Source organism: Psychroflexus planctonicus (assembly GCF_014640195.1).
Lineage (GTDB): Bacteria > Bacteroidota > Bacteroidia > Flavobacteriales > Flavobacteriaceae > Psychroflexus > Psychroflexus planctonicus.
The window spans coordinates 19,775-41,764 of record NZ_BMGM01000012.1 but is presented as its reverse complement, the minus strand read 5'-3'; the positions used below and the strand labels follow the sequence as shown (position 1 = coordinate 41,764).

The following is a 21,990-nucleotide window of genomic DNA, read 5'->3' as shown; positions in this document are numbered from 1 at the left end:
TTTTTAGTAATTTGTTAAATCAGGAATAACGTTATTTCGGTAATGTTCAATTAAGCCATCTATTGGCCTTCTTATAATATTTCCGATTTCTAAGTGGTAGCGTTTTGCAACATCACGAATAATATCTTCAGAGAAAAAGGCAATAGAACCAATAAAGTGAATGGGCACACTTTGTGCTTCTCTATAGCACATTACGCGACGTTCTATAAACTTCTCCATACCTTCATAAATAAGTTTATAAAAATATCCATTTCGCTCTTCGGCCGTAAAAATAAATTCTGCAAAAGAAGCCAAATACGTATTTGGGTTTTCTTCTTTGTATACGTTGTGTTTAATACTATCTGCATTTAAGTCGTAACGTCTTGAGAACTCTCTACTCATATCGTCTCCCATAAACTTGTAGTAATAATCACGGATTAGACGTTTTCCAAAATAATTCCCGCTGGCTTCATCCATTAGCACATAACCTAAAGATTCAACTTCCATGTGAACATTTTTTCCATCAAAATAACACGAGTTTGAACCTGTACCAAGAATGCAAACAATTCCAGGGTCGGTTGTTGCGGCGTATGCTGCAGCCATCATGTCTTCTTCTACATTCACTTCAGCAGAACCAAAAAAATCTTGAAGAATGTTTTTTAAATTCTGTCTTGGACTTGGTGTACCACATCCAGCACCGTAAAAGTCAACACGTTCAATTTTATCTAAATTAGCTTTTAAATCTTCACTGTCTTCAATCCGTTCTTTTAAAACATGTGGTTTGAAAACAGCTGGATTTAAACCTTTTGTGCGAGTTTTCATTATTACTTCGCCTTTGTCGTTTAAAAGTATCCAGTCACATTTAGTTGAACCGCCATCAGCTATGATTATCATAAGAGTAAGTTTAGGTTAAAATAAAAAAAGCTTATTTCAATTAAGGAAATAAGCTTTTTATGAAGTTATAGGCTTATAATTTAGCGATATGAACAGCTAAATCTACAAGTTTGCTTGAATAACCATATTCGTTATCATACCATGCAACTAATTTAAAGAAATTATCGTTTAATGCAATACCTGCGTTGGCATCAAAATTAGAAGTTGCTTTTTCTGAAACAAAATCTTGCGATACAACATCGTCTTCATAATATGCTAAAATACCTTTCATTGGTCCTTCAGCAGCAGCTTTCATGGCTTTTTTCACTTCTTCATAAGAAGCAGATTTTTCAGTTCTAACCGTTAAATCTACAACAGAAACATTAGCAGTAGGAACACGAAATGCCATACCTGTTAATTTACCATCTACTTCTTTTAAAACTTTACCTACCGCAACAGCTGCTCCTGTACTTGTTGGTATAATATTATTCAATGCACTTCTACCTAATCTGTAATTTTTTGCAGATGGAGAATCTACTGTATATTGTGTTGAAGTTGCTGCGTGAATTGTAGTCATTAAACCTTCAATGATACCAAAATTATCGTTGATAACTTTAGTCATTGGTGCTAAACAGTTGGTAGTACAAGATGCGTTAGAAACTACGGTATCTTCAGCTTTTGCTTCGTGTTCGTTAACACCCATAACAAACATTGGAGCTGTTTTAGATGGTGCTGAAATCACAACTTTTTTAGCTCCTGCTTTTAAGTGAGCTGATGCATTATCTTTTTCTTTAAAAATTCCTGTACAGTCTAAAATTACTTCTGCACCTACGGCATCCCATTTTAAATCGGCTGGATTCTTCTCAGCTGTAATGCGAATGGTCTTTCCATTAACAACTAAGTGACCATCCTTCACTTCTACTTCACCGTTAAATCTACCGTGAACTGAATCGTATTTTAATAAGTAAGCAAGGTGATCTACTTCTAAAAGATCATTGATTGCAACTACTTCTGTATTTTCATTTTCTAAAGCTATTCTAAAGGCTAGTCTACCAATTCGACCAAAACCATTAATACCTAATTTCGTTTTCATATTTATTTAATTTTAATTATTATTAAATGGACATAATGTCCGCTACACGAATTAATTTTTCGTCTATTTTCTTTTTACCGTTTATAGCGATTTCAAAAGGCACCTGAACTACTTCTTTATGGTTTACACCAATCATGATATGGCTTTTGCCTTCCATTAAAGCGTCTACTGCGCCAACTCCTAGCCTACTTGCTAGAACTCGATCGTAGCAACTCGGTGAACCACCACGTTGAATATGTCCTAATACAGTTACTTTAACTTCGTATTCAGTTAAATTAATTTGAATGAAATCGGCTAACTTAGTTATGTTTTTTCCAATCTGATCGCCTTCTGCAACAACGATTATACTAGAAGTTTTTCCAGAATTTCTACTGCGTTTTAAAGATTCAAGAAGACGTTCTGTTCCCATGTCTTCTTCGGGTATTAAGATTTCTTCGGCTCCTGCTCCAATACCACTATTTAAGGCAATGTCTCCAGCATCACGACCCATCACTTCAACTAAGAATAATCTATCATGAGAAGAAGCAGTATCTCTAATCTTATCGATTGCTTCTACCACGGTATTTAAAGCTGTATCGTAACCAATGGTGAAATCTGTACCATTAATGTCATTATCTATGGTGCCTGGAATTCCCACTACTGGAAAATCAAATTCTTCTCCAAAAATACGGGCACCAGTAAATGTTCCGTCACCACCAATTACAACTAGAGCGTCAATTTTATTGGCTTTTAAATTTTCAAAGGCTTTCTCTCTTCCTTCTTTAGTCATAAAATCTTTTGATCGGGCAGATTTAAGAAAAGTCCCTCCACGATTAATGGTATTTTTTACAGAACGAGCGTCCAAATCGATAAATGCGTTTTCAATTAAACCTTGATAGCCGCGGTAGATTCCAACACATTTTAAGTTGTGGTAAACACTTGCTCTAACTACTGATCTGATAGCTGCATTCATTCCTGGTGAATCACCACCTGAAGTTAAAACAGCAATTTTTTGTAATTTGTTCATATTCCAAAAATATTATAAAAGTAGATTAAAACCTAATCGATAGAATGACTAAAACGTTTTCGGTTAATAAATATTTATCAATTTGTTAAAAGTTAGTGATATTTATCAACAAGAGATTTCAATTTCTTATAAATTCTATTCTTTTTTTTAGAATATCTTATAATTACTTAATATTTAAAAATAGTTTATATGAATAAATACACGAAATATTCCAATTAACGACTTCTTATTGATTAAGTTAAGCCTGGTATCTTTGGCATTCCTTCTTTGGCTACAGCAGATAATTCTGCTTCGTTAACATCAGTTGCTTTTTGAATGGCTTTGTTTAATGTTAAGATTAAATAATCTTCTAATTGTTCTTTATCTTCAAGCAGCTCATCTGCAATTTCAATTTTTTTAATGTTTCTATTTGCTGTAAGCTCAACCTTTAATAAGCCATCATTCGATGCTTGATTCAAGTAAACTGTATCTAATCGTTTTTTGGTTTCTTCTACTTTTTTTTGGGCTACTTTTACCTTTTCCATCATGCCCATCATATCTCCAAACATAGTTTTAAATTTAAGTGAATTAAAAACTGCCGAACAAAAATGCTCGGCAGTTATAAAAATTATTTGCGAATGTGTCCGTCTCCGAAAACATAATATTTGTTGGTAACCAATTGCTTTAAGCCCAGTGGACCACGGTGGTGCAATTTATCGGTTGAAATAGCCAACTCTGCTCCTACGCCCATTTGTCCACCATCTGTAAATCGTGTTGAAGCGTTATGGTATACCGCTGCACTATCAATTTGTTCCATGAAAAGTTTTGCCTTTTCAGCATCTTCTGTCATGATACAACTGGAATGTTTCCCAGAGTACATATTGATTTTCTCCATGGCTTTTTCCTGCGATGCTGTTGAAGCAATCACAATTTTCATAGCCAAAAATTCTTCATACCAAACTTGTTCATCGCCAATTGAATTTTCAGATGAAAGTATTTCTGAAACTTTTCCATCGGTTAACAACTCAACTTCTAAATCTTTTAAAACCTTAGCTAATTCTCTAACTTTATCTTCAAAATTAGGGATATTTTCATCAATTAGTACTTTATCTAAAGCATTACATCCTGAAATTTTATCGGTTTTGGCATTTACAATAACTTCTATTGATTTTTTCCAGTCTGCATCTTTAGCTACATATAGGAAGTTATTGCCTCGACCACTGATTAAAACAGCACATTTAGCATATTGTTTTACAAAATCAATTAATCGTTCGCCACCACGTGGTACTATTAAATCTAGTTTCTGAGATGGCTTCATTAAAAACGATTGGGTTTCTTGTCTGTTCATTTGCATCAAGGTAATCCAATCTTTTTCGAGACCATTTTCAGCTAAAGCTTGATGCCAACACTCCACTAATTTAATGTTGCTTTCGTTAGCTTCTTTTCCACCTTTTAGTAAGATTTTATTATTCGCTTTAAAAGCTAGAACGGCAGCTTCAATAGTTACATCGGGTCTGGATTCATAAATAATTAAAATGGTTCCGAATGGGTCGGTTTTATTTATAATATTTAATCCAGAATCTAAAGTAATATTAGAAATTTCATTGCCGACTGGGTCGTCTTGATTTCGTACTTCTTTTATGGCTTGAATCATGCCATCTACTTTAGCAGAATTTACTACAAGTCTGTCGTAAAGCGCTTGATCATCTCGATCAAAAACATCTAAATCTCTTTTATTGGCTTCAATTATTTGTTCTTTTTGGTTTTCAATAATTTTCATCATTGAATCCAAAACTGCATTTTTTTTATCTGTACTTAGTAATTGCATATATATTTTTCTTTTTATCCGTTAATAAATTCGGTTCCTTTGCGTTTACCGTTTACAATATCTATAATAATATCTTCTTCTTTACCATTAGCTATGTAAGTAGGAATTCCTTTTGAAGCGGTTAGTTTGGCAATTTTCAATTTAGATTCCATTCCGCCTCGACCTTCACCTTCTGCTTTTTCATTTTCTTGCACATATTTTTCCACATTTTCATCTACATTTACTTGGTGCAATAATTCAGAATTTTCATCATTTGGATGTCCTGTGTATAAACCATCTATATCAGTTAACATAATCATCATATCAGCACCAATTAATTCGGCAACTAAACTGGCTAACTCATCATTATCCGAAAACATAGACATGGATAGTGAAACGGCATCATCTTCATTTGCAATTGGTATGATTCCTTCTTGTATAAGACCTTCGTAACAATTGATCATATTTTCTCGGTATTTACCTGGAGCAAAATCTCGTTTTGTTGCTAAAACTTGCGCACAACGCATTCCAAAATCGTGAAACATAGTGTAGTAATGTCTCATCATTCTAGGTTGACCTACAGAAGAATAAATTTGTCTTCTTGTACTTTTATCTTCTGCGCTGCAGGTACCTAAAACTTCTTTACCTGCAATAGCTGAACCCGATGACACCAAAACGGTAATAATATCCCGCTCATATAAATAAGCAATTTGACGAACTAAATTTTTTAAAATTGGTCCTACAATTCTATTGTTCAAGTTGGTCATTACATTAGTACCTACTTTAACTACTATTCTCTTTTTATGCATAATTGTTAATTATCGTAATGTTTTTTTATTCTTCACCTAGTTCAACAGCTCTATTAAATGCTGCAAAAGCGGCTTCTTTAATCAATTCTTCTACGTTATTTTCATCCATAGAATCTAATGCTGCACGAGTTGTACCACCTTTAGATGCTACTCTATCCATCCACGCAGTTGGTGTTAAATCAGATTGGTTAAACAATTCAATTGCACCTTCAAAAGTTGTACTAACTAAGACTTTAGAATCATTATCAGAAAATCCCATTTTTTTAGCTGCCTCTAGCATAGATTGCATGAAGTAAAAAACATAGGCTGGTCCACTACCAGAAATCCCTGTTGACTTATTTATAAATTCTTCATTTTTAACTCGAATTGACTCTCCAGTAGTATCTAATAAATTTCGAATCATTAGTAACTCGACTCTTGAAATTTCTTTAGATTCTGTATACGAAGTAACCCCTTTTCCTACTTTTGCAGGTAAATTTGGCATTGTTCTCACCACTTTTTTAATACCAAGCCCTTCTTGAATATGTGCTATTGTAACACCTGCCATTAAAGAGACAAAAATTTGATCTTGGTTTACCATAGATTTCATATTTTCCATTAATGCATCTGCATGATAAGGTTTTACGCCTATGAATATAACATCTGCTTCTGGAAGACAATCATCTAGTTTTTCATACACATCAAATTCTGGTCGTTTATCTAACATTTCAATTAATTCAGTAGATAAATCGTGAATCATTAAGTTTTTTCTGTTGAGCAATGGAGATTTTGCCATTCCTTCTGAATAGGTTAACCCCATATTCCCAGCTCCAATAACTAATACTTTCATGTTTTTTTATTTGATTTGATAAAACATAAGCTGCAATCACTATGCGAGAATTCTTATGAACCATTAAAGTTCTTATTATTTATCATATTTTAGTTTTTATTAACATTACTTTAGTTTTTATCTTAAATTATAGCTAAATTCAAACACAAGGTGAAAATATGTCAGTGACAAAATGGAAAGCGTAATCTTAGCTTAATGTAATGTTGATTTTCTATAAACCTAAACAGTATAAATTAGGTTTAATTTTGAACGCAAATCAAATGAATGAAAATTAGTAAATACTTTAATCCAATATTTATGTTTGCGTTGACGCTAGTAAATCAAAAAACTGAGTACACAAAAGAAAAGCCAACTACCTTTCCTAGCATGAATAAATTTGATTTTGAAATTTTCGGACATCGAGGTGCTCGTGGATTAGCGCCAGAAAACACCCTTGCTGCTTTTGAAAAAGCCATAGAATTAGGCGTAAATGCACTTGAAATGGATGTTGTAATTACCAAAGATGAAAAGGTATTGGTTTCTCACGAAGCTTGGATGAATCCTAGAATTTGCACTTACAAAAAACAAGAAATTGAAATAAACCAAGGAAAAAAGTATAACATTTTTCAAATGACTTATGCTAAAACACAAGATTTTGATTGTGGTAAACGCTTACACCCAAATTTTGAAGAACAAGAAAATGAAGCAGCAACAAAACCGCTTTTGAAAGATGTTTTGCAAATGGGCTATGCCTTGTCTAAAAATCATGGAATTCCCTTGAAGTTTGTAATCGAAATAAAAAGTTTTCCTGAAGGAGATGGTATCTTTCATCCAGAACCCAAAAAATTTGTAGACTTAGTTTTAAAAGTAATCAACAAACATGCAAAGTTGAAGGACGTATGTTTGCAAAGTTTTGATGTTCGCATTTTAAATGCAATTCATCTAAAAAATCCAAAAACGCAGGTTGCTTTGTTAACTGCTGAAGATAAATTAGAAGACTTGCTTCCAAAACTTGATTTTATGCCAGCGGTGTTTAGCCCACATTACAAACTCGTCACTAAAATGTTAGTAATGGAAGCTCAGCAACTTGAAATGAAGATTATTCCTTGGACGGTTAACGAGCCGGAAGACATGCAAAAATTATTGCGTTTAGGAGTTGATGGAATTATTACCGATTATCCAAATCGCGCCCTAAAATTTAAACAGAAAAAGTAGATTTAGTTTTTGCTTTCATTAAAATTTCTATTTTTGAAAATAACTTTTTACAATGGCAGGCAGAAACCGGTTTAATAATATTTCATCTAAAGAATGGCTTCCTTTTCAAAAATCATGGTACCTAGAAGATGATATTGCTGAAACCTACCGAAAGAATATTCGCTTTTTTGTGAAATTTGATTGGGATGAACATCCACCTCTTGTATTTTTTCATGGAAATGAAAAAAAGAAAAAGCTATTCAAAAATATTGCTAAAGAAGAAGGTGCGCAAGTTTTAACGGAAGTCAATTCCATTTCAGGTGAAACCAGCATTCAATTTGTATTAATAGATGTTGTAGATGAAGCCCTCGCACTTCAAGACAAAGATGAAGCAATTCAACTAAACAGAACTATTTTCAAGCTTGCAAAGCAACTTCAACCCTATTTGATTCACCGTAGATTTTTAAGTGTTTTTACTAAAAATTGTTTTTTAAACGAAACCTATATGCCCAAAGCATGGGATTTAAGCCAACGTATAGCTGAAATTTACACGCTTAAAGATGAAAAAATTGCTTGTTTGTCTGCTGAAGAAAAAAAACCGTCAAACACTCATTTTTCTACCGCTGCAAATGTCTATTATGCTTTATACTTTAGGAATGATGAGAATTCTGGTGTAGATTATGGACAGTTTCATGAAACCGATTTTTTCATTAAGAATACTCAAGAAATTGGCGTGGTTAAAAGTGAAAATAAAATTAGCAATTGGCACATTATAAAACCGCCTAGACGAAATAAAAAAGAAGTTCTGCACCCTGCCAAATTCCCTGAAGAAGTGGTTGAACTTTTTTTACCCATTTTCACCAAAAAATACGATGCTGTTTTTGATCCCATGTCGGGAACAGCTTCAACACAATTGGCTGCTTTACAAAATGAACGCAATGCCTATGGCACCGAATTGAGTCCGTTTTTCTATGAAATTGCCCAAGAACGTTTGAAGAATTACCTCAACCCAGAGCAACAAGCCATTTTTGATGAAATTCCCAAACATGTAGATTTTAAGTTGCTTCAAAAAGATGCTAGAGATATAAAAACTTCTGATTTTCCTGAAATAGATTACATCTTTACTTCGCCACCGTATTGGGACATGTTGAATATGGCTGGAGCTGAAAATCAAGCTAAACGAATAAAAAATGGCTTGCCAACTAACTATTCGAATAACGAATTAGATTTAGGAAATATAGCAGATTACAGATTATTTATTGAAAACCTAGTTGAAATTTATCAGCAACTCATCAAATTATTGAAACCTGGTGGTTACTTTACTATTGTGGTCAAAAACATTAAAAAGAAAGGAAAAAATTATCCCTTTGCATACGATTTAGGACATTTATTACAAAAAGATTTAATCTTGCTTCCTGAAGTTTTCTGGCTTCAAGACGATATTAATTTAGCTCCTTACGGCTACGGAAACACTTTTGTTTCCAATACTTTTCATCAATATTGTTTGACTTTTCAAAAGCCGAAAAACTAAAGCCACTTTCCTCCTACTAGTTGACTTTTTAACTTGGGAAACAATTTGGTAATGGGATTTAAAAACTGAACGGGAAGTGTTTTATTGGTAATTATTCCCCAGATGGTGCCGTTTAAAAATGAAATACTTTTTCTATTGCCAACTTTGGAATACCAGTTGGAAAACGGATCATTTTGAAAATGATTATCTGTTTCAAATGGACCTATGTTTTTAAATACATCCCAATGCATTTTATCTGCAGATCCAGCGACAACCAACTTTGGATAAAAATGAATTTTATACAGGTCTGAAAGTTCTTCAGATTTCAATATTTCATGTATGTATTTTTCAGCTTTAAAAACAGCTTCGTTTTGTGGCAAACCTTGGTATTTCATGAAATAACTATGAATGAAATCGGTTTGTTGTTTTGTCAATTTTAGTTCAACAAAATACTTCCCGCGTTTTTGGTTATGTAAACCTGCTGCTTTCATAAATGAAAAAATATATCCCACTTCTTGCTTTATAAATGGTTTTAATCTGGAATCCCATTGATCGTTTGGAAACCGATTTGGAATTAATGCAGGTAGTTTTTTATAATCTGAAAAGAAATCTCCCGCATGATATATAAAGTTGTTTTTGATGTCAAATTCTAGGTTTCCATAGCTAAAATCCCGTTTATCAATTTGATAATAAGGAGTTGTACAAACATCAAAATCTGCTTGTAAGGCATTGATATGACAAAAATATTCGAATAATGATTCAGCTAGTTTTCCTTTAAAAATATTAAAAATGCGTTGAGTGGTAGCTTGATGTTTTTCCTTTTTACCAAGCAAAGCCATTCGGTCTACGGTAAATGGAGCTGAAAGAAGCGCATATCTTAAAGCATCATCAATCAGTTTGCTGTATTCTCGGTCTGGAAAATCTAAATGAATTAAAGGATAATGCACTTTAAAAAATTTGCATAAATTTACGAAAAATTCATAAAAGTCTAGAAACCAAACATGTAATTAATCCAAAAAAATAAACGAAAATCGATATTCCTTTACTTCAACAAAAATAACAATTCCTATAAATTCATGAATGACGGAAATTAATCTTCATCAATTCCATCAAACAAACTCCCTTGCGATTTTGTATTGGAAGCTGAATGTGATTTTGAAGATTCAATTTCTTCTTCATCAACTACATCAATATCGTTTGCAGGAGTGTCTTCCTTAGGCTCAAAAGGAATGGGTTCTAGCAAATCAATCTGATTTACTTTTTCAGCAGATAATTGGTTTCCCATGGCTTTTATTCCTTTTACTGAAATAAATTCTTGCAAGTTTACAGTTTCATTTGGTTTACGGTCTTTGCCGCGCTGTTTGGTGTATTCAACTTCAATTTGGGGAATGTAATCTGTTGAAACCAATTCTAAGTAAGAATCCTTATGGTCTGAAATAATGAGATCTTCTCGTTCTTCATTTTCAACAAAAAAGCGTTTTACATAAAAGCGTTCTTTTTCACCTTCATAATACACTGCAGAAATTGGTTTTTTAGGAATCCATTTTTCCATTACGATGATGTCTTTTTCAAAGTGAGTGGTTAATTCGGGTCGTATGGTTTTTACAATTCCACTTTGTGTGATAATTAAAATACGGTCTTCGCCTCGAAAAGCGCCTAGTAATTCGCCACGTTCATCTACATTTAAGCGTTTTACTGTATCATCGAACCAGATTTTTCTTGGTTTTAAGGTAGAAACGCCTTCTTCCTTTAGCTCTACTTTTTTAATCGGGAATTTAGTGACTAGATTTCCTTTAGATGATCTTCCTTTTATGGCTAAATCAGCAAAATCAATATCAAATTTTACTTTTCGAATGCCTTTTGTCTGTCTTAAGTGAACGGTTACTGTTTCTGCTTCTCCATTGGGGTTGGCAGAAAAATAATAAACTTTGGTGCCTGGTTTATCTTTACCTACAGAATAAGCCCGATTTCTTGTAATGGAAGTTACCGCAAAGCGTTTCATAAAGCTCTGGCCGTTTTTGCCGTCACGGTAAATTAAATTATAAATGGTGCGCTTGTCTTTTTTCTTAAAAATACCAACGTAAACGATGTTTTTACCAATGAAGGTTTTGGAGTCAACTTTTGTAACCATCATGCTTCCATCTTCCGTAAAACAAATAATATCGTCTATATCTGAACAATCGGTTACGTATTCTTCTTTTTTAAGCGATGTTCCAATAAAACCTTCTTTTCTATTTACATAAAGTTTATTGTTTCTAATTACCACTTTTGTGGCTTCAATATCTTCAAAAGGTTGGATTTCTGTTTTGCGCTCCTTGCCTTCTCCATAGGTTTTTTTAAGGCGTTCGAAATGATCAATAGCATATTCAACCAGATGAGCTAAATGATGTTTTACTTTTTCAATTTCATCTTCCAGCGCTTCAATTTTTTGTTGAGCTTTATCTAAATCGAATTTTGAAATTCGTTTGATTTTAATTTCGGTTAAACGGATAATATCATCTCGGGTAACCGCTCTTTTTAAATGTTTAATGTGTGGTTTTAATCCTACATCAATGGCTTCAATAACCGCTTCCCAAGTTTCTTGGTCTTCGATATCACGGTAGATTCTTTTTTCAATAAAAATACGTTCTAAAGAAGCAAAATGCCATTGTTCTTCAAGCTCATCTAACTTGATTTCTAATTCTCGTTTCAGTAGATGAACCGTGTGGTCTGTACTTTTTCTAAGCAATTCTGAAACGCCTAAAAACTGCGGTTTGTCTTCGTAAATTACACAACTTAACGGAGAGATAGAAACTTCGCAATTGGTAAATGCGTACAGCGCATCAATGGTTTTATCTGGCGAAATATTATTGGGCAAATGCACCAAAATCTCCACCGCAGAAGACGTATTGTCTTCAATCTTTTTAATTTTTATTTTTCCTTTATCGTTCGCTTTTAAAATGGAATCGATTAAGGAAGTAGTATTGGTTCCGTATGGAATTTCATTAATGACTAAAGTCTTTTTGTCAAGAATTTCAATTTTAGCACGAAGTCTAATTTTGCCACCGCGCAAACCATCGTTATATTCTGAAACATCCATAATTCCAGAAGTTGGAAAATCTGGATAAATGGTGAAGCGTTTTCCTTTTAAATGCTTGATTGACGCATCGATTAATTCAATAAAGTTATGCGGTAGAATTCGAGTGCTTAAACCTACGGCAATTCCTTCGGCACCTTGAGCCAAAACCATCGGAAACTTTACTGGTAAATTTACGGGTTCGTCTTTTCTACCATCGTACGAAACTTGCCATTTAGTAGTTTTGGGATTAAAAACCACATCCAAAGCAAATTTAGAAAGTCTTGCTTCAATATACCTGGAAGCTGCGGCGCGATCTCCGGTAAGGATGTTTCCCCAGTTTCCTTGCGCATCAATCAATAAATCTTTTTGACCTATTTGCACAATTGCATCGGCTATACTTGCATCTCCGTGCGGATGGTATTGCATGGTATGACCAACAATGTTCGCTACTTTATTGTAACGTCCATCATCTAAATCTTTCATGGAATGTAAAATCCTTCTTTGTACAGGTTTAAAACCATCTTCTAAAGCAGGCACGGCTCTTTCCATGATTACGTAAGATGCGTAATCTAGAAACCAGTCCTGGTACATACCAGAGATTTTAATTAACTCGTTTGGTGAATCTTGAGAATGTTCTTCTTCAGATGAAGGAAAATCTTGTTCGCTCATGCAGTTTTACGACTTATTTTTTGCTATTAACTTATCTAGCGATTGTCTAAGGTAATTTATTTTATTTGGACTTACAAAAGTGATATTGGAATGCCTAGTATAAGTTTTAGATTTAGATTTAATTTCAATAACTAATCTTTTGTATATTAAAAAGTTATAAATCTTATAACCCACAATCCTTGATCTTCTAATTTCTATAGCATTCCCACGGTAATTGAAGAAGTTACTTAAAATTACTCCTCGGTTTAAAAACACAACAACTTCACCTTCGCTATCATATTCAAAATACTTCCAACCAAAATAAACATACACTAAGCTGACAAAAATACCGATTAATACTAAATAATAATATTTTAGAGATGGAAACAAAGTGCCATCTAACTGAAAATTCAGAAAGATTATCAAGAAGAATATTACTACAGAAAAGTAGTAAATTGCTGGTATAATTTTTATGTTACTATAGTTGGTTAATCTCATCTTCAATTTCTTCTACTAAATCTACTTCTAATCGCAGATTATCAATTATAAATTCTTGTCGGTCTGGTGTGTTCTTTCCCATGTAAAAAGTCAATAACTCATTAATGGTTTTGTCTTTATCTAACATTACTGGATCTAAACGAATATCATCTCCAATGAAGTTTTTAAACTCATCTGGAGAAATTTCACCTAAACCTTTAAATCGTGTAATTTCTGGTTTTCCAGTTAATTTTTTTATGGCATCTCTGCGTTCTTGTTCAGAATAACAATAAATGGTTTCTTTTTTGTTTCTCACTCTAAATAAAGGAGTTTGCAAAATATACAAATGTCCTTCACGAATTAATTCTGGGAAAAATTGTAGAAAGAAGGTAATGATAAGTAAACGAATGTGCATTCCGTCTACATCTGCATCTGTTGCAATAACAATGTTGTTGTAACGTAAATCTTCAATTGAATCTTCAATATTTAGAGCAGCTTGCAATAAATTGAACTCTTCATTTTCGTATACAATTTTTTTGCTTAATCCGAATGAATTTAAGGGTTTTCCTTTTAAGCTAAAAACAGCTTGCGTATTTACATTTCGAGATTTGGTAATGCTTCCACTAGCTGAATCTCCCTCGGTAATAAACAAAGTAGTATCTAAATAACCTTCTTTGTTTACATCGCTTAAGTGAATTCTACAATCTCGTAATTTTTTATTGTGAATGCTGGCTTTCTTGGCTCGATCTTTAGCCAGTTTTCTAATTCCTGATAATTCCTTTCGTTCTTTCTCTGCTTGCAGAATTTTACGTTGAAGCTTTTCTGCTGTTTCAGGATGTTTATGAAGATAATTATCTAAGTTTCGTTTTACAAAGTCTAAAATATAGGTACGCACGGTTGGTAAATCTCCACCCATATCGGTAGATCCTAATTTGGTTTTGGTTTGGCTTTCAAAAACGGGTTCCATTACTTTAATACTAATGGCTGAAGTTATGGATTTTCGAACATCACTTGGATCATGATTTTTACCGTAAAATTCGCGAACGGTTTTTACAATAGCTTCCTTAAAAGCTGTTAAATGCGTTCCGCCTTGCGTGGTGTGTTGTCCGTTAACAAAACTGTGATATTCTTCGCTGTATTGTGCTTTACTAAAGGTTAAAGCCACTTCGATGTCTTCGCCTTTTAAATGAATAATCGGGAATAATCTGCTTTCTTTAGGAATGCTATCGCCAAGTAAATCTTTTAAACCTTCTTCAGAATAAAACTTTTCACCGTTAAAAATAATGCTCAGACCTGGGTTAAGGTAGACATAGTTTTTAAGCATTTTGGTGATGTACTCGTTTCGATACGTATATTTTTTGAAGATTTCCTCGTCAGGAATAAAGGTCACTTTGGTTCCTTTTCTTCTAGAAGTTTCATCTAATTGTTCAGTTTCAACGAGTTCACCCTTTTCAAATTCAGCTGAAACCGATTTATTATCTCTAGTAGATTCTACTCTAAAGTAAGAAGACAAAGCGTTAACTGCTTTTGTACCTACTCCGTTTAGTCCAACTGATTTTTTAAAAGCTTTGGTGTCGTACTTACCACCGGTATTCATTTTAGAAACAACATCCACCACTTTTCCTAGTGGAATTCCACGACCATAATCGCGAACAATCATTTTGTTGCTTTGCAATGATATTTCAATGGTTTTACCAGAACCCATTACAAATTCGTCTATGGAATTGTCTAGTACTTCTTTCAATAAAATGTAAATTCCATCGTCTGCACTAGAGCCGTCGCCAAGTTTACCAATGTACATACCTGGACGCATACGAATATGTGCTTTCCAGTCTAAAGACTTAATATTATCTTCTGTGTATTTGGTTTCTTTCATGGGTTGTGGTAAACAGGCGAAATATAAGAATTAATATGAACCGTTAAAATGAATTTCATTGAAATTACTTAACAATTTATAAACATTTTCTATTTGTACCTAAGCCATTTTTCCATCAGTACTTTTCCTTTGGTATCTCTACCTGTATGGTGCCATAGACCGTCTTCATATTTTCGTTGAAATGCTAAAGATTTGCCAACATTGCTTTGATCTTTTGAGAAAAATTGAACATTTTCTGTGTAAGTACTGCCCGAATTAGACCAAGTACCGCCACTAGAACCAACAAATTTTCCAGTTTCACTATTTAAAGCTAATACTTGATAGCGATTATTGGTTAACATTTTTAAGGTTTTTCTTGGTCCGTATTCAATTCTTCGCCAATCTGCATCGCCTTCATCTTGTTTTTCGTGAATACGCCAACAGGTTGTCATTTCAAAATTATCAGCTTCATCTATTTTTTTCCATCGCTCAACAACTCCAGTTTTTAAATTGGTAATTCGTAAAATATTGTTTTCTAAAACCGCTTTATAATTAGTAGTAGTTCCGGAACGTTCAGGATTAGTAGAATCTATTTCGTAGTGTTCTCTGTAATTAAAAAATTCATACATAAATCTACCGCCACCTGCTTCTAAAAATTCGCCAGAATCTTTTTTGTAAGCTGCATAGGTAAAATAGGAATTACTATATAATTTAATAACTTCATGCAAAACTGGTTTTTGGTCTTTTTCAATTAATTGCCAAGCTCCATTTAGAGTTTGTGAACTTGATGCAAACACAGAAAAAAAGAATAATAGGGTGAATATAATTTGTTTCATAGTCCATTTTTTTAAAAAACTAAATTAACTAATCTATTGAAATTTTTGCCAAAAAATATATTAAACTCTACATCAAAATTACTTTCTCAAAACTTAATCCAACAAAGGTTAATCTTTAAAGATATTCTAGATTTGAATTTTATAGCTTTAATTTTTTAGATTTTTGCTAAGGTTTAGAAATATTAAATACCTTTAAATATGATTTTCAATGACATTAAATTTATATTGCGATTCAATTTTTAATGCAATACTAAGCTTCAAATACACTATATTTATTTTTTAACTGAATGATTTATGACTGAAAAAGCAACAAAAACATATTTAATTTATGAAACTGAAGCTTTTGAAAGTTTGGAAGACAGCATAAAAGAAAAAATTGAATCATCATTCAACAAAATTGAAGCTTTTCAAGAAAATATATTTGAACAGATTGAGAAGGATAGCAGAGTTGCTTTATATTTAAACGATAAGCAAATTCAGAAATCAATTTTAATCGCTCATGAAAATAACTTTTGCATCGGTTTTTTACCTCATCCAGAAGCTTTAGAGATAAGAAATAGTTACGCAATTGAAACGGACTTAGCGAATGCAATAGATGATTTCCTTGAAGTTGAAAAAATTGTAGAAACCGACTTACTGTTCTGTAATGATCAATTAGTGAATAATTATTTAGTAATTGGAGATGTAATTACTGAAATAACAAGAAAAAACTTCAGAAACAATCCTATTTACAAATTGAAGCGTTTCATTAATTTTGCAAATCGATTAAACTCAGTTAGGCCTACTTCTGTAACCATAAAAGCAGACAATAAAGACGCATTTGAAACTGCTGTAGCTGGAATTTTAATTACACAACACGCTAAAAATTCTGTTATTTCCAGATTAATTTTAGAAGAATCATTTTTAAATGATGGTCTTTTTCATAGCTTAATTTTTGGGCCGAGAAGCTTCACTAAAATTATCTTTGCATATTTTAAAATGCTCTTCGATTTTAGGAAAAAAACAGGAACATCTCATTATCAATTTTTAGGTCATATTAAATCAGACAGCATCAAAATAAATTATAAAGATGAAGAATCTTGCACTATTGATGGTAGTATGATTAAATCGAAAGAGTTCCACATTAAAATTGAAGGTACTTTTAAATTAGTGCCTAGCAAAAGCTTATTATTTACAAAAGAAGAAAAAGGAAATCAAAGCTTGTTCAAAATTGCTCACCTACCTAAAGGTGAAGATGTAATTGAAATGTTGTCTAAAAAATTACCTTTTATTGAACATGCGTCTACATCAGAGTTCAAAGATTTGTTTACTGTTTTAAGAGAAAATGCAAAAACCAAATCTTCATACATTATTTTAATGGTTCTTTCTACCGTGCTTGCTAGTTTTGGATTGTTTGCAAACTCTAATCCAATTATTATTGGAGCTATGATTTTAGCACCATTAATTTCTCCTGTAATTTCTTTATCTATGGGAACTTTAAGACAAGATAAAAGTCTGATTAGAGAAAGTTTAACTACAATTGGGTGGGGATTGTTGTTTTCCTACATGGCTGCTATTGTTTTAACTCTAATTACACCACTCTATGCTATTAACTCTGAAATTAGTTCTCGACTAGAACCCAATTTATTAGACTTAGGAGTTGCTGTAGTTTCTGGAATGGCAGGCGCTTATGCACATGCAAAAACAGACCTCGCAAAAACACTTGCAGGTGTTGCAATTGCTGTTGCTTTGGTACCTCCTTTAGCCGTTTCTGGTATTGGTATAGGTTGGGGTAAATGGGATGTGTTTTTTGGGGCATTTTTACTCCTACTTACCAACTTAACCGGAATGGTTTTATCTGGCGCTTTTACTTTTTTGTTAATGGGATTTAGTCCGTTTAAAATTGCTAAAAAAGGCTTGCTAATTTCACTAATTATAGTCTTGGCCATCAGCGTTCCTTTGGGTTATGGTTTTATACAAGTTGTAAACGAAAACAAAATTGTAAATTCTATAAACAACACCAAAGTAGATCAACTACTTATAAAAAATGTTGAAATAATTAAAAAAGAGCCGTTAAAATTAGCTATAAAAATAGTTGGCAAACAAGCTCCTAGTGATAAAGAATTAGATCAAGTAAAAAATAAAATTGAAGAAATATTAAATAAAAAAGTAGATTTAGAAATCAATATAAATTTAGAAAAATAATTAAGTGCGTTTATCTCAAAATATAGGTCCAGGATTTTTATTGGCTGGTGCAGCCATTGGAGTTTCACATTTAGTACAGTCTACACGTGCTGGTGCTGAATACGGATGGGTTTTAATTTTTGCATTGCTCATTGCATGTATTTCTAAATATCCATTTTTAATGATGGGTCCAAAATATACAGCAGCCACAGGGAAAAATTTAATTGAAGGTTACAAAAGTTTAGGGAAGTTTCAGTACTACACTTACATTGGTATAACTGTAGGCACAATGTTTATTATTCTTGCTGCAGTAACGCTAGTTACAGGTGGTTTAGCAGCATACTTTTTTCCATTAGGTATTTCACTTTCCATTTGGTGTTTAATTTTATTATGCATCTGCTTTGGTATTTTGCTTTTTGGTAGATACAATACATTAGATAAAGGGATGAAGATTATTATTACCTTGCTTACGCTTCTAACTTTTTTTGCTGTAGTTATTGCTGCTGTAAAAATAGAAAGCGCTCCATATGCAGTTGAGATACCTAGTTTAACAACGGCTAGCAGTATAGCTTTTATAGTTGCATTTATGGGTTGGATGCCCATTCCAATAGATGCTTCTATTTGGCATTCTATCTGGACGAAGGAAAAAAGTATACTTACTGGAAAAGCAACAACTGCAGATGATACCATGTGGGATTTTAATATTGGTTATGTTGCGGCTTCAGTAATTGGTATTTTATTTTTTATGCTTGGCGTTTTAGTCATGTTTGGTAATGGCTTAGAATTTTCAAAAAGCAGTGTTACTTTTTCAGCTCAACTTATCGATTTATATGCGCAAACTTTAGGCAATTGGACAGAAAATTTTATTGCTTTTGCTGCATTTATCACCATGTTTAGCACTACGCTAAGTGTTGCAGATGCATATCCTAGAGTTATTTCTGAAATAATATCTATAGAAAAAGCAGTTACCAAAAAACAAAAGTTCAATATCTATTTGATCTGCTTATTTTTAGTTTCTTCATTTGCTTTTGGAATTATTCATTTTGGCAGTAACCAATTTACTGTTTTAGTAGATTTTGCTACAGGGCTTTCATTTTTGGCAGCTCCGTTCTTAGCTTGGTTCAACTATCAGTTATTTCAGCAGAAAAACATTCCTAAAGATTTCAAATTCAACAAAGCTTTTAAAATATTTAGTATTGTTTGTCTTGTAGGCTTAGTAGTTTTTAATTTTGTGTATTTGTGGACTGTATTTTTTCTATAAAAAAAACCACCGAAATCTATCGATGGTCTTTGAAATACAAGTATTTTTTTTGGGATTACTTACTATCTATTTTAAAAGTAATTACCGGTAAAGTAGAATGGTTAACCACATCTTCACCTACGCTACCATTAAAGAAATGAGATAAACCACGTCTGCCGTGAGTTGGCATAGCAATTAAATCTGCTTTAGCTTCTTTTGCAGCGTTAAGCACACCTAATTCTATTGTGTAATCATTATAAATCATTACATCATCGGTTGTGTATGGCACTTCTGCTTTATTTAAGAAAACACGCATTTGTTCTCTAATTTCTTCTGTACTATAAAATTGGTTGCCAGGTAAATTTACATACAACAACTTCATTTTGGCTTCAAATTGATTGGCAAATTCTTTGGCTTTTCTGAAAGACTTTAAGTTCTCTAATTCAAAATTAGAAGCAAATATTACTTGTTTAATGTTGAAGTTTTCCATTTCCTTCTTTACTACAAGTACAGGAACACTAGAATTTCTTACAATTTTCTCCGTGTTTGAACCTATTAAAACTTCTTTAAGACCGCTAGCTCCAACAGAACCCATAACTACAAAGTCAATATTGTTTTCTTTAATTGTTTTTGTAATCATGTAAGATGTAGGACCAATCTCTACTAGGTCTTGAATATCTACATTATTTAAAAATGGTTTTTCTAGAAATTTACTAAATCGTTTTTTAGCCATTTTCATAAAAAACATTACTTCTTGATTATCAACATTAAATTGGTCTGTACCAAATAAGGACTCTGCCAATTCTACAACGTGCAGTACAATAATTTTGGCATTATTTTTATTTGCTAATTGGGCTGCTACTTTAAGGGCGTTCTCAGATGGTTTTGAGAAATCTACGGGTACTAAAATGGTTTTCATGGTTTTGATTTAAGTTAAATGGTCATTGAAAAAATCTTTTTATCAGGTGTTTTAGCTTTCAAACGCAAGTCAAAAGCCATACACACATTTCTAATAAATGCTTTTCCAGCTTCATGAACTTTAATTTGATTTGAGCAAAGTTCAATTAAGCCGTCTTTTTGCATTTCTTGAAGTGCAATAATAACATCTCCCATGTGCATGTTAAACATATCATCTTTACTCCAACTAGTTTCAAATTTACACATTAAATTTAAAATATGTTGCCTGATAATTAAATCTTCTTTATCTAATAAGTGTCCTCTAAATACAGGAAGCTGATTATTCCTTAGATGGCGATAATAATCTTCTAATTTTTTTTCATTTTGCGCAAAGGCATTCCAAGAATCGCTAATTGCAGAAACTCCTAAACCTATCATTTGCTTAGCTTGCGTGGTGGTATAACCCATAAAATTACGATGGAGCGTTTTTTCTTCCATGGCTTTAAAAAGCGGATCTTGTGGAAGAGCAAAATGATCCATTCCTATTTCTTGATATCCATTGGCTTCTAAAAGCGATTTACCAAATTCATATTGTTTCCTTTTTACTTCTGCAGTAGGTAAATCTTCATCTTTAAAGCCACGTTGACCATTTCCTTTAATCCATGGCGTATGCGCATAACTATAAAAGGCAATTCGGTCGGGCTTCAACTCTACTGTTTTTTCAATACTAAATTGAATATCTTCTATAGTTTGAAAAGGCAGACCGAAAATTAAATCATGCCCTATGGAAGTAAATCCAAGTTTACGTGCCTTTTCAGTTGCGTTTTTTACATTTTCAAATGGTTGAATACGGTTAATTGCTTTTTGAACAGTTGGGTTGTAATCTTGTATTCCGTAGCTTACTCGTGTAAAGCCTAAATTATATAATTCTTCTAAATGTGCAGTTGTAGTGTTGTTTGGGTGTCCTTCAAAACTAAATTCATAGGTATTGGCTTTATAGGCTAAATCAAAAATTCCATCGATTAACTTTTTCAAATTAAAAGGTGAGAAAAAAGTTGGTGTACCACCACCTAAGTGAATTTCTTCAATAATTGGCATAAAACCCAATGTCTCTACATACAAACGCCATTCTTTTAAAACCGCTTGAATATAAGGCGACTCAACTGAATGTTGTTTTGTAATTCGCTTATTACAAGCACAAAACGTACATAAACTTTCACAAAAAGGCAAATGAATATAAAGACTAATCGGCTTGTTTTCTGAAACCGCTTCGGTTAAAGAAGTTATCCAAGCCCAACGAGAAAAATTTTCTTCTTCCCAATATGGAACGGTAGGATAACTTGTATATCTTGGTCCAGCTACATTGTATTTAGCAATTAATTCTTTCATCCAGTATATCTTTCTTACAAAAATAAAACGCAAATGCTTCATTAGAAATGACATCAGTCAGTAAAATGGAATTTGATAGCTTACACAAAGTAATATGTTATCGTTTCAATATAATTAAATATCTCAATTCTAACTTCTAATATCTAACTTCTAATATCTAACTTCTAATATCTAACTTCTCATATCTAACTTCTAATATCTAACTTCTAATATCTAACTTCTCATATCAAATATTTAACTTCTCACTTTTAACTAGAGTTCGAAGTATGCTGTTTTATAAATCAAGATTACATTATCAATTTTTAATTATGAATGAAACACCCCTAAAATCCCCTCAAGGGGATGCTCGTATTTAGTAATGATCACTTA

Annotated in this window: 18 protein-coding genes; 4 read left to right on the top strand and 14 right to left on the bottom strand. The window is 32.7% G+C overall.

All coding sequences use genetic code 11. The annotated features are described in order from the left end of the window. Positions 1-3: 3 nt before the first annotated feature. The 7 genes from IEV72_RS12230 to proC form a co-directional block, all read right to left on the bottom strand. A complete protein-coding gene (locus tag IEV72_RS12230; protein WP_188459406.1) occupies positions 4-873 on the bottom strand; it encodes a BadF/BadG/BcrA/BcrD ATPase family protein in 870 nt (289 codons plus the stop codon). Between the two features lie 73 nt (positions 874-946). Further along, positions 947-1,945 carry a type I glyceraldehyde-3-phosphate dehydrogenase gene (gap, locus tag IEV72_RS12225; RefSeq protein ID WP_188459405.1) on the bottom strand — a complete coding sequence of 333 codons (999 nt, stop codon included), beginning with the start codon at positions 1,943-1,945 and terminating at the stop codon, positions 947-949. 22 nt (positions 1,946-1,967) lie between these two features. Continuing rightward, complete coding sequence (pfkA, locus tag IEV72_RS12220; RefSeq protein WP_188459404.1) at positions 1,968-2,951, bottom strand: 6-phosphofructokinase; 984 nt, start codon at positions 2,949-2,951, stop codon at positions 1,968-1,970. A 233-nt stretch (positions 2,952-3,184) separates the two neighbouring features. Further along, positions 3,185-3,499: a YbaB/EbfC family nucleoid-associated protein gene (locus IEV72_RS12215; protein ID WP_188459403.1), complete on the bottom strand. Its 315-nt coding sequence runs from the start codon at positions 3,497-3,499 to the stop codon at positions 3,185-3,187. Between the two features lie 59 nt (positions 3,500-3,558). Further along, positions 3,559-4,758, bottom strand: a complete 1,200-nt coding sequence (locus tag IEV72_RS12210; RefSeq protein WP_188459402.1) for a glutamate-5-semialdehyde dehydrogenase — start codon at positions 4,756-4,758, stop codon at positions 3,559-3,561. A gap of 14 nt (positions 4,759-4,772) precedes the next feature. Continuing rightward, on the bottom strand, positions 4,773-5,546 hold the full coding sequence (proB, locus tag IEV72_RS12205; protein ID WP_188459401.1) for a glutamate 5-kinase: 774 nt from the start codon (positions 5,544-5,546) through the stop codon (positions 4,773-4,775). A 25-nt stretch (positions 5,547-5,571) separates the two neighbouring features. Next, positions 5,572-6,375, bottom strand: coding sequence for a pyrroline-5-carboxylate reductase (proC, locus tag IEV72_RS12200; RefSeq protein WP_188459400.1), 804 nt, complete (start codon positions 6,373-6,375; stop codon positions 5,572-5,574). Positions 6,376-6,639: 264 nt separating this feature from the next. Between proC and IEV72_RS12195 the strand changes: the two genes are divergently transcribed. After that, the gene (locus tag IEV72_RS12195) at positions 6,640-7,569 is read left to right on the top strand and encodes a glycerophosphodiester phosphodiesterase family protein (protein WP_229731912.1); all 930 of its coding nucleotides are present in this window, start codon (positions 6,640-6,642) and stop codon (positions 7,567-7,569) included. A 52-nt stretch (positions 7,570-7,621) separates the two neighbouring features. After that, positions 7,622-9,079, top strand: a complete 1,458-nt coding sequence (locus tag IEV72_RS12190; protein ID WP_188459399.1) for a DNA methyltransferase — start codon at positions 7,622-7,624, stop codon at positions 9,077-9,079. On the opposite strand, the gene IEV72_RS12185 is transcribed toward IEV72_RS12190, so the two are convergent. The 5 genes from IEV72_RS12185 to IEV72_RS12165 form a co-directional block, all read right to left on the bottom strand. Next, on the bottom strand, positions 9,076-10,005 hold the full coding sequence (locus IEV72_RS12185) for a hypothetical protein (RefSeq protein WP_188459398.1): 930 nt from the start codon (positions 10,003-10,005) through the stop codon (positions 9,076-9,078). The genes IEV72_RS12190 and IEV72_RS12185 overlap by 4 nt on opposite strands. 143 nt (positions 10,006-10,148) lie before the next feature. Then, entirely contained in the window at positions 10,149-12,785 is a 2,637-nt protein-coding gene (locus tag IEV72_RS12180) for a DNA gyrase/topoisomerase IV subunit A (protein ID WP_188459397.1), read from the bottom strand. Between the two features lie 6 nt (positions 12,786-12,791). Further along, a complete protein-coding gene (locus tag IEV72_RS12175) occupies positions 12,792-13,262 on the bottom strand; it encodes a hypothetical protein (RefSeq protein ID WP_188459396.1) in 471 nt (156 codons plus the stop codon). Next, complete coding sequence (locus IEV72_RS12170; protein WP_188459395.1) at positions 13,243-15,117, bottom strand: DNA topoisomerase IV subunit B; 1,875 nt, start codon at positions 15,115-15,117, stop codon at positions 13,243-13,245. Before IEV72_RS12170 ends, IEV72_RS12175 begins: the two co-directional genes overlap by 20 nt. A gap of 89 nt (positions 15,118-15,206) precedes the next feature. Beyond that, complete coding sequence (locus IEV72_RS12165; protein WP_188459394.1) at positions 15,207-15,932, bottom strand: hypothetical protein; 726 nt, start codon at positions 15,930-15,932, stop codon at positions 15,207-15,209. A 294-nt stretch (positions 15,933-16,226) separates the two neighbouring features. Between IEV72_RS12165 and IEV72_RS12160 the strand changes: the two genes are divergently transcribed. Both IEV72_RS12160 and IEV72_RS12155 read left to right on the top strand, forming a co-directional pair. Next, entirely contained in the window at positions 16,227-18,116 is a 1,890-nt protein-coding gene (locus IEV72_RS12160) for a DUF389 domain-containing protein (RefSeq protein WP_188459393.1), read from the top strand. Between the two features lie 4 nt (positions 18,117-18,120). After that, positions 18,121-19,356 carry an Nramp family divalent metal transporter gene (locus IEV72_RS12155; RefSeq protein WP_188459392.1) on the top strand — a complete coding sequence of 412 codons (1,236 nt, stop codon included), beginning with the start codon at positions 18,121-18,123 and terminating at the stop codon, positions 19,354-19,356. 55 nt (positions 19,357-19,411) lie between these two features. Here the strand turns inward: IEV72_RS12155 and IEV72_RS12150 are convergent, their stop codons facing one another. Beyond that, entirely contained in the window at positions 19,412-20,254 is an 843-nt protein-coding gene (locus IEV72_RS12150) for a universal stress protein (protein ID WP_188459391.1), read from the bottom strand. Between the two features lie 14 nt (positions 20,255-20,268). Then, complete coding sequence (gene hemN / locus IEV72_RS12145) at positions 20,269-21,621, bottom strand: oxygen-independent coproporphyrinogen III oxidase (protein ID WP_188459390.1); 1,353 nt, start codon at positions 21,619-21,621, stop codon at positions 20,269-20,271. Positions 21,622-21,990: the final 369 nt, after the last annotated feature.

Bases quoted from the DNA above. Each gene is read 5' to 3' on its own strand.
- IEV72_RS12150 (WP_188459391.1), bottom strand. From the start codon at position 20,254: ATGAAAACCATTTTAGTACCCGTAGATTTCTCAAAACCATCTGAGAAC.
- IEV72_RS12230 (WP_188459406.1), bottom strand. From the start codon at position 873: ATGATAATCATAGCTGATGGCGGTTCAACTAAATGTGACTGGATACTT.
- proC (WP_188459400.1), bottom strand. From the start codon at position 6,375: ATGAAAGTATTAGTTATTGGAGCTGGGAATATGGGGTTAACCTATTCA.
- IEV72_RS12195 (WP_229731912.1), top strand. From the start codon at position 6,640: ATGAAAATTAGTAAATACTTTAATCCAATATTTATGTTTGCGTTGACG.
- IEV72_RS12180 (WP_188459397.1), bottom strand. From the start codon at position 12,785: ATGAGCGAACAAGATTTTCCTTCATCTGAAGAAGAACATTCTCAAGAT.
- proB (WP_188459401.1), bottom strand. From the start codon at position 5,546: ATGCATAAAAAGAGAATAGTAGTTAAAGTAGGTACTAATGTAATGACC.
- pfkA (WP_188459404.1), bottom strand. From the start codon at position 2,951: ATGAACAAATTACAAAAAATTGCTGTTTTAACTTCAGGTGGTGATTCA.
- IEV72_RS12210 (WP_188459402.1), bottom strand. From the start codon at position 4,758: ATGCAATTACTAAGTACAGATAAAAAAAATGCAGTTTTGGATTCAATG.
- IEV72_RS12165 (WP_188459394.1), bottom strand. From the start codon at position 15,932: ATGAAACAAATTATATTCACCCTATTATTCTTTTTTTCTGTGTTTGCA.
- IEV72_RS12170 (WP_188459395.1), bottom strand. From the start codon at position 15,117: ATGAAAGAAACCAAATACACAGAAGATAATATTAAGTCTTTAGACTGG.
- IEV72_RS12175 (WP_188459396.1), bottom strand. From the start codon at position 13,262: ATGAGATTAACCAACTATAGTAACATAAAAATTATACCAGCAATTTAC.
- hemN (WP_188459390.1), bottom strand. From the start codon at position 21,621: ATGAAAGAATTAATTGCTAAATACAATGTAGCTGGACCAAGATATACA.
- IEV72_RS12160 (WP_188459393.1), top strand. From the start codon at position 16,227: ATGACTGAAAAAGCAACAAAAACATATTTAATTTATGAAACTGAAGCT.
- gap (WP_188459405.1), bottom strand. From the start codon at position 1,945: ATGAAAACGAAATTAGGTATTAATGGTTTTGGTCGAATTGGTAGACTA.
- IEV72_RS12215 (WP_188459403.1), bottom strand. From the start codon at position 3,499: ATGTTTGGAGATATGATGGGCATGATGGAAAAGGTAAAAGTAGCCCAA.
- IEV72_RS12190 (WP_188459399.1), top strand. From the start codon at position 7,622: ATGGCAGGCAGAAACCGGTTTAATAATATTTCATCTAAAGAATGGCTT.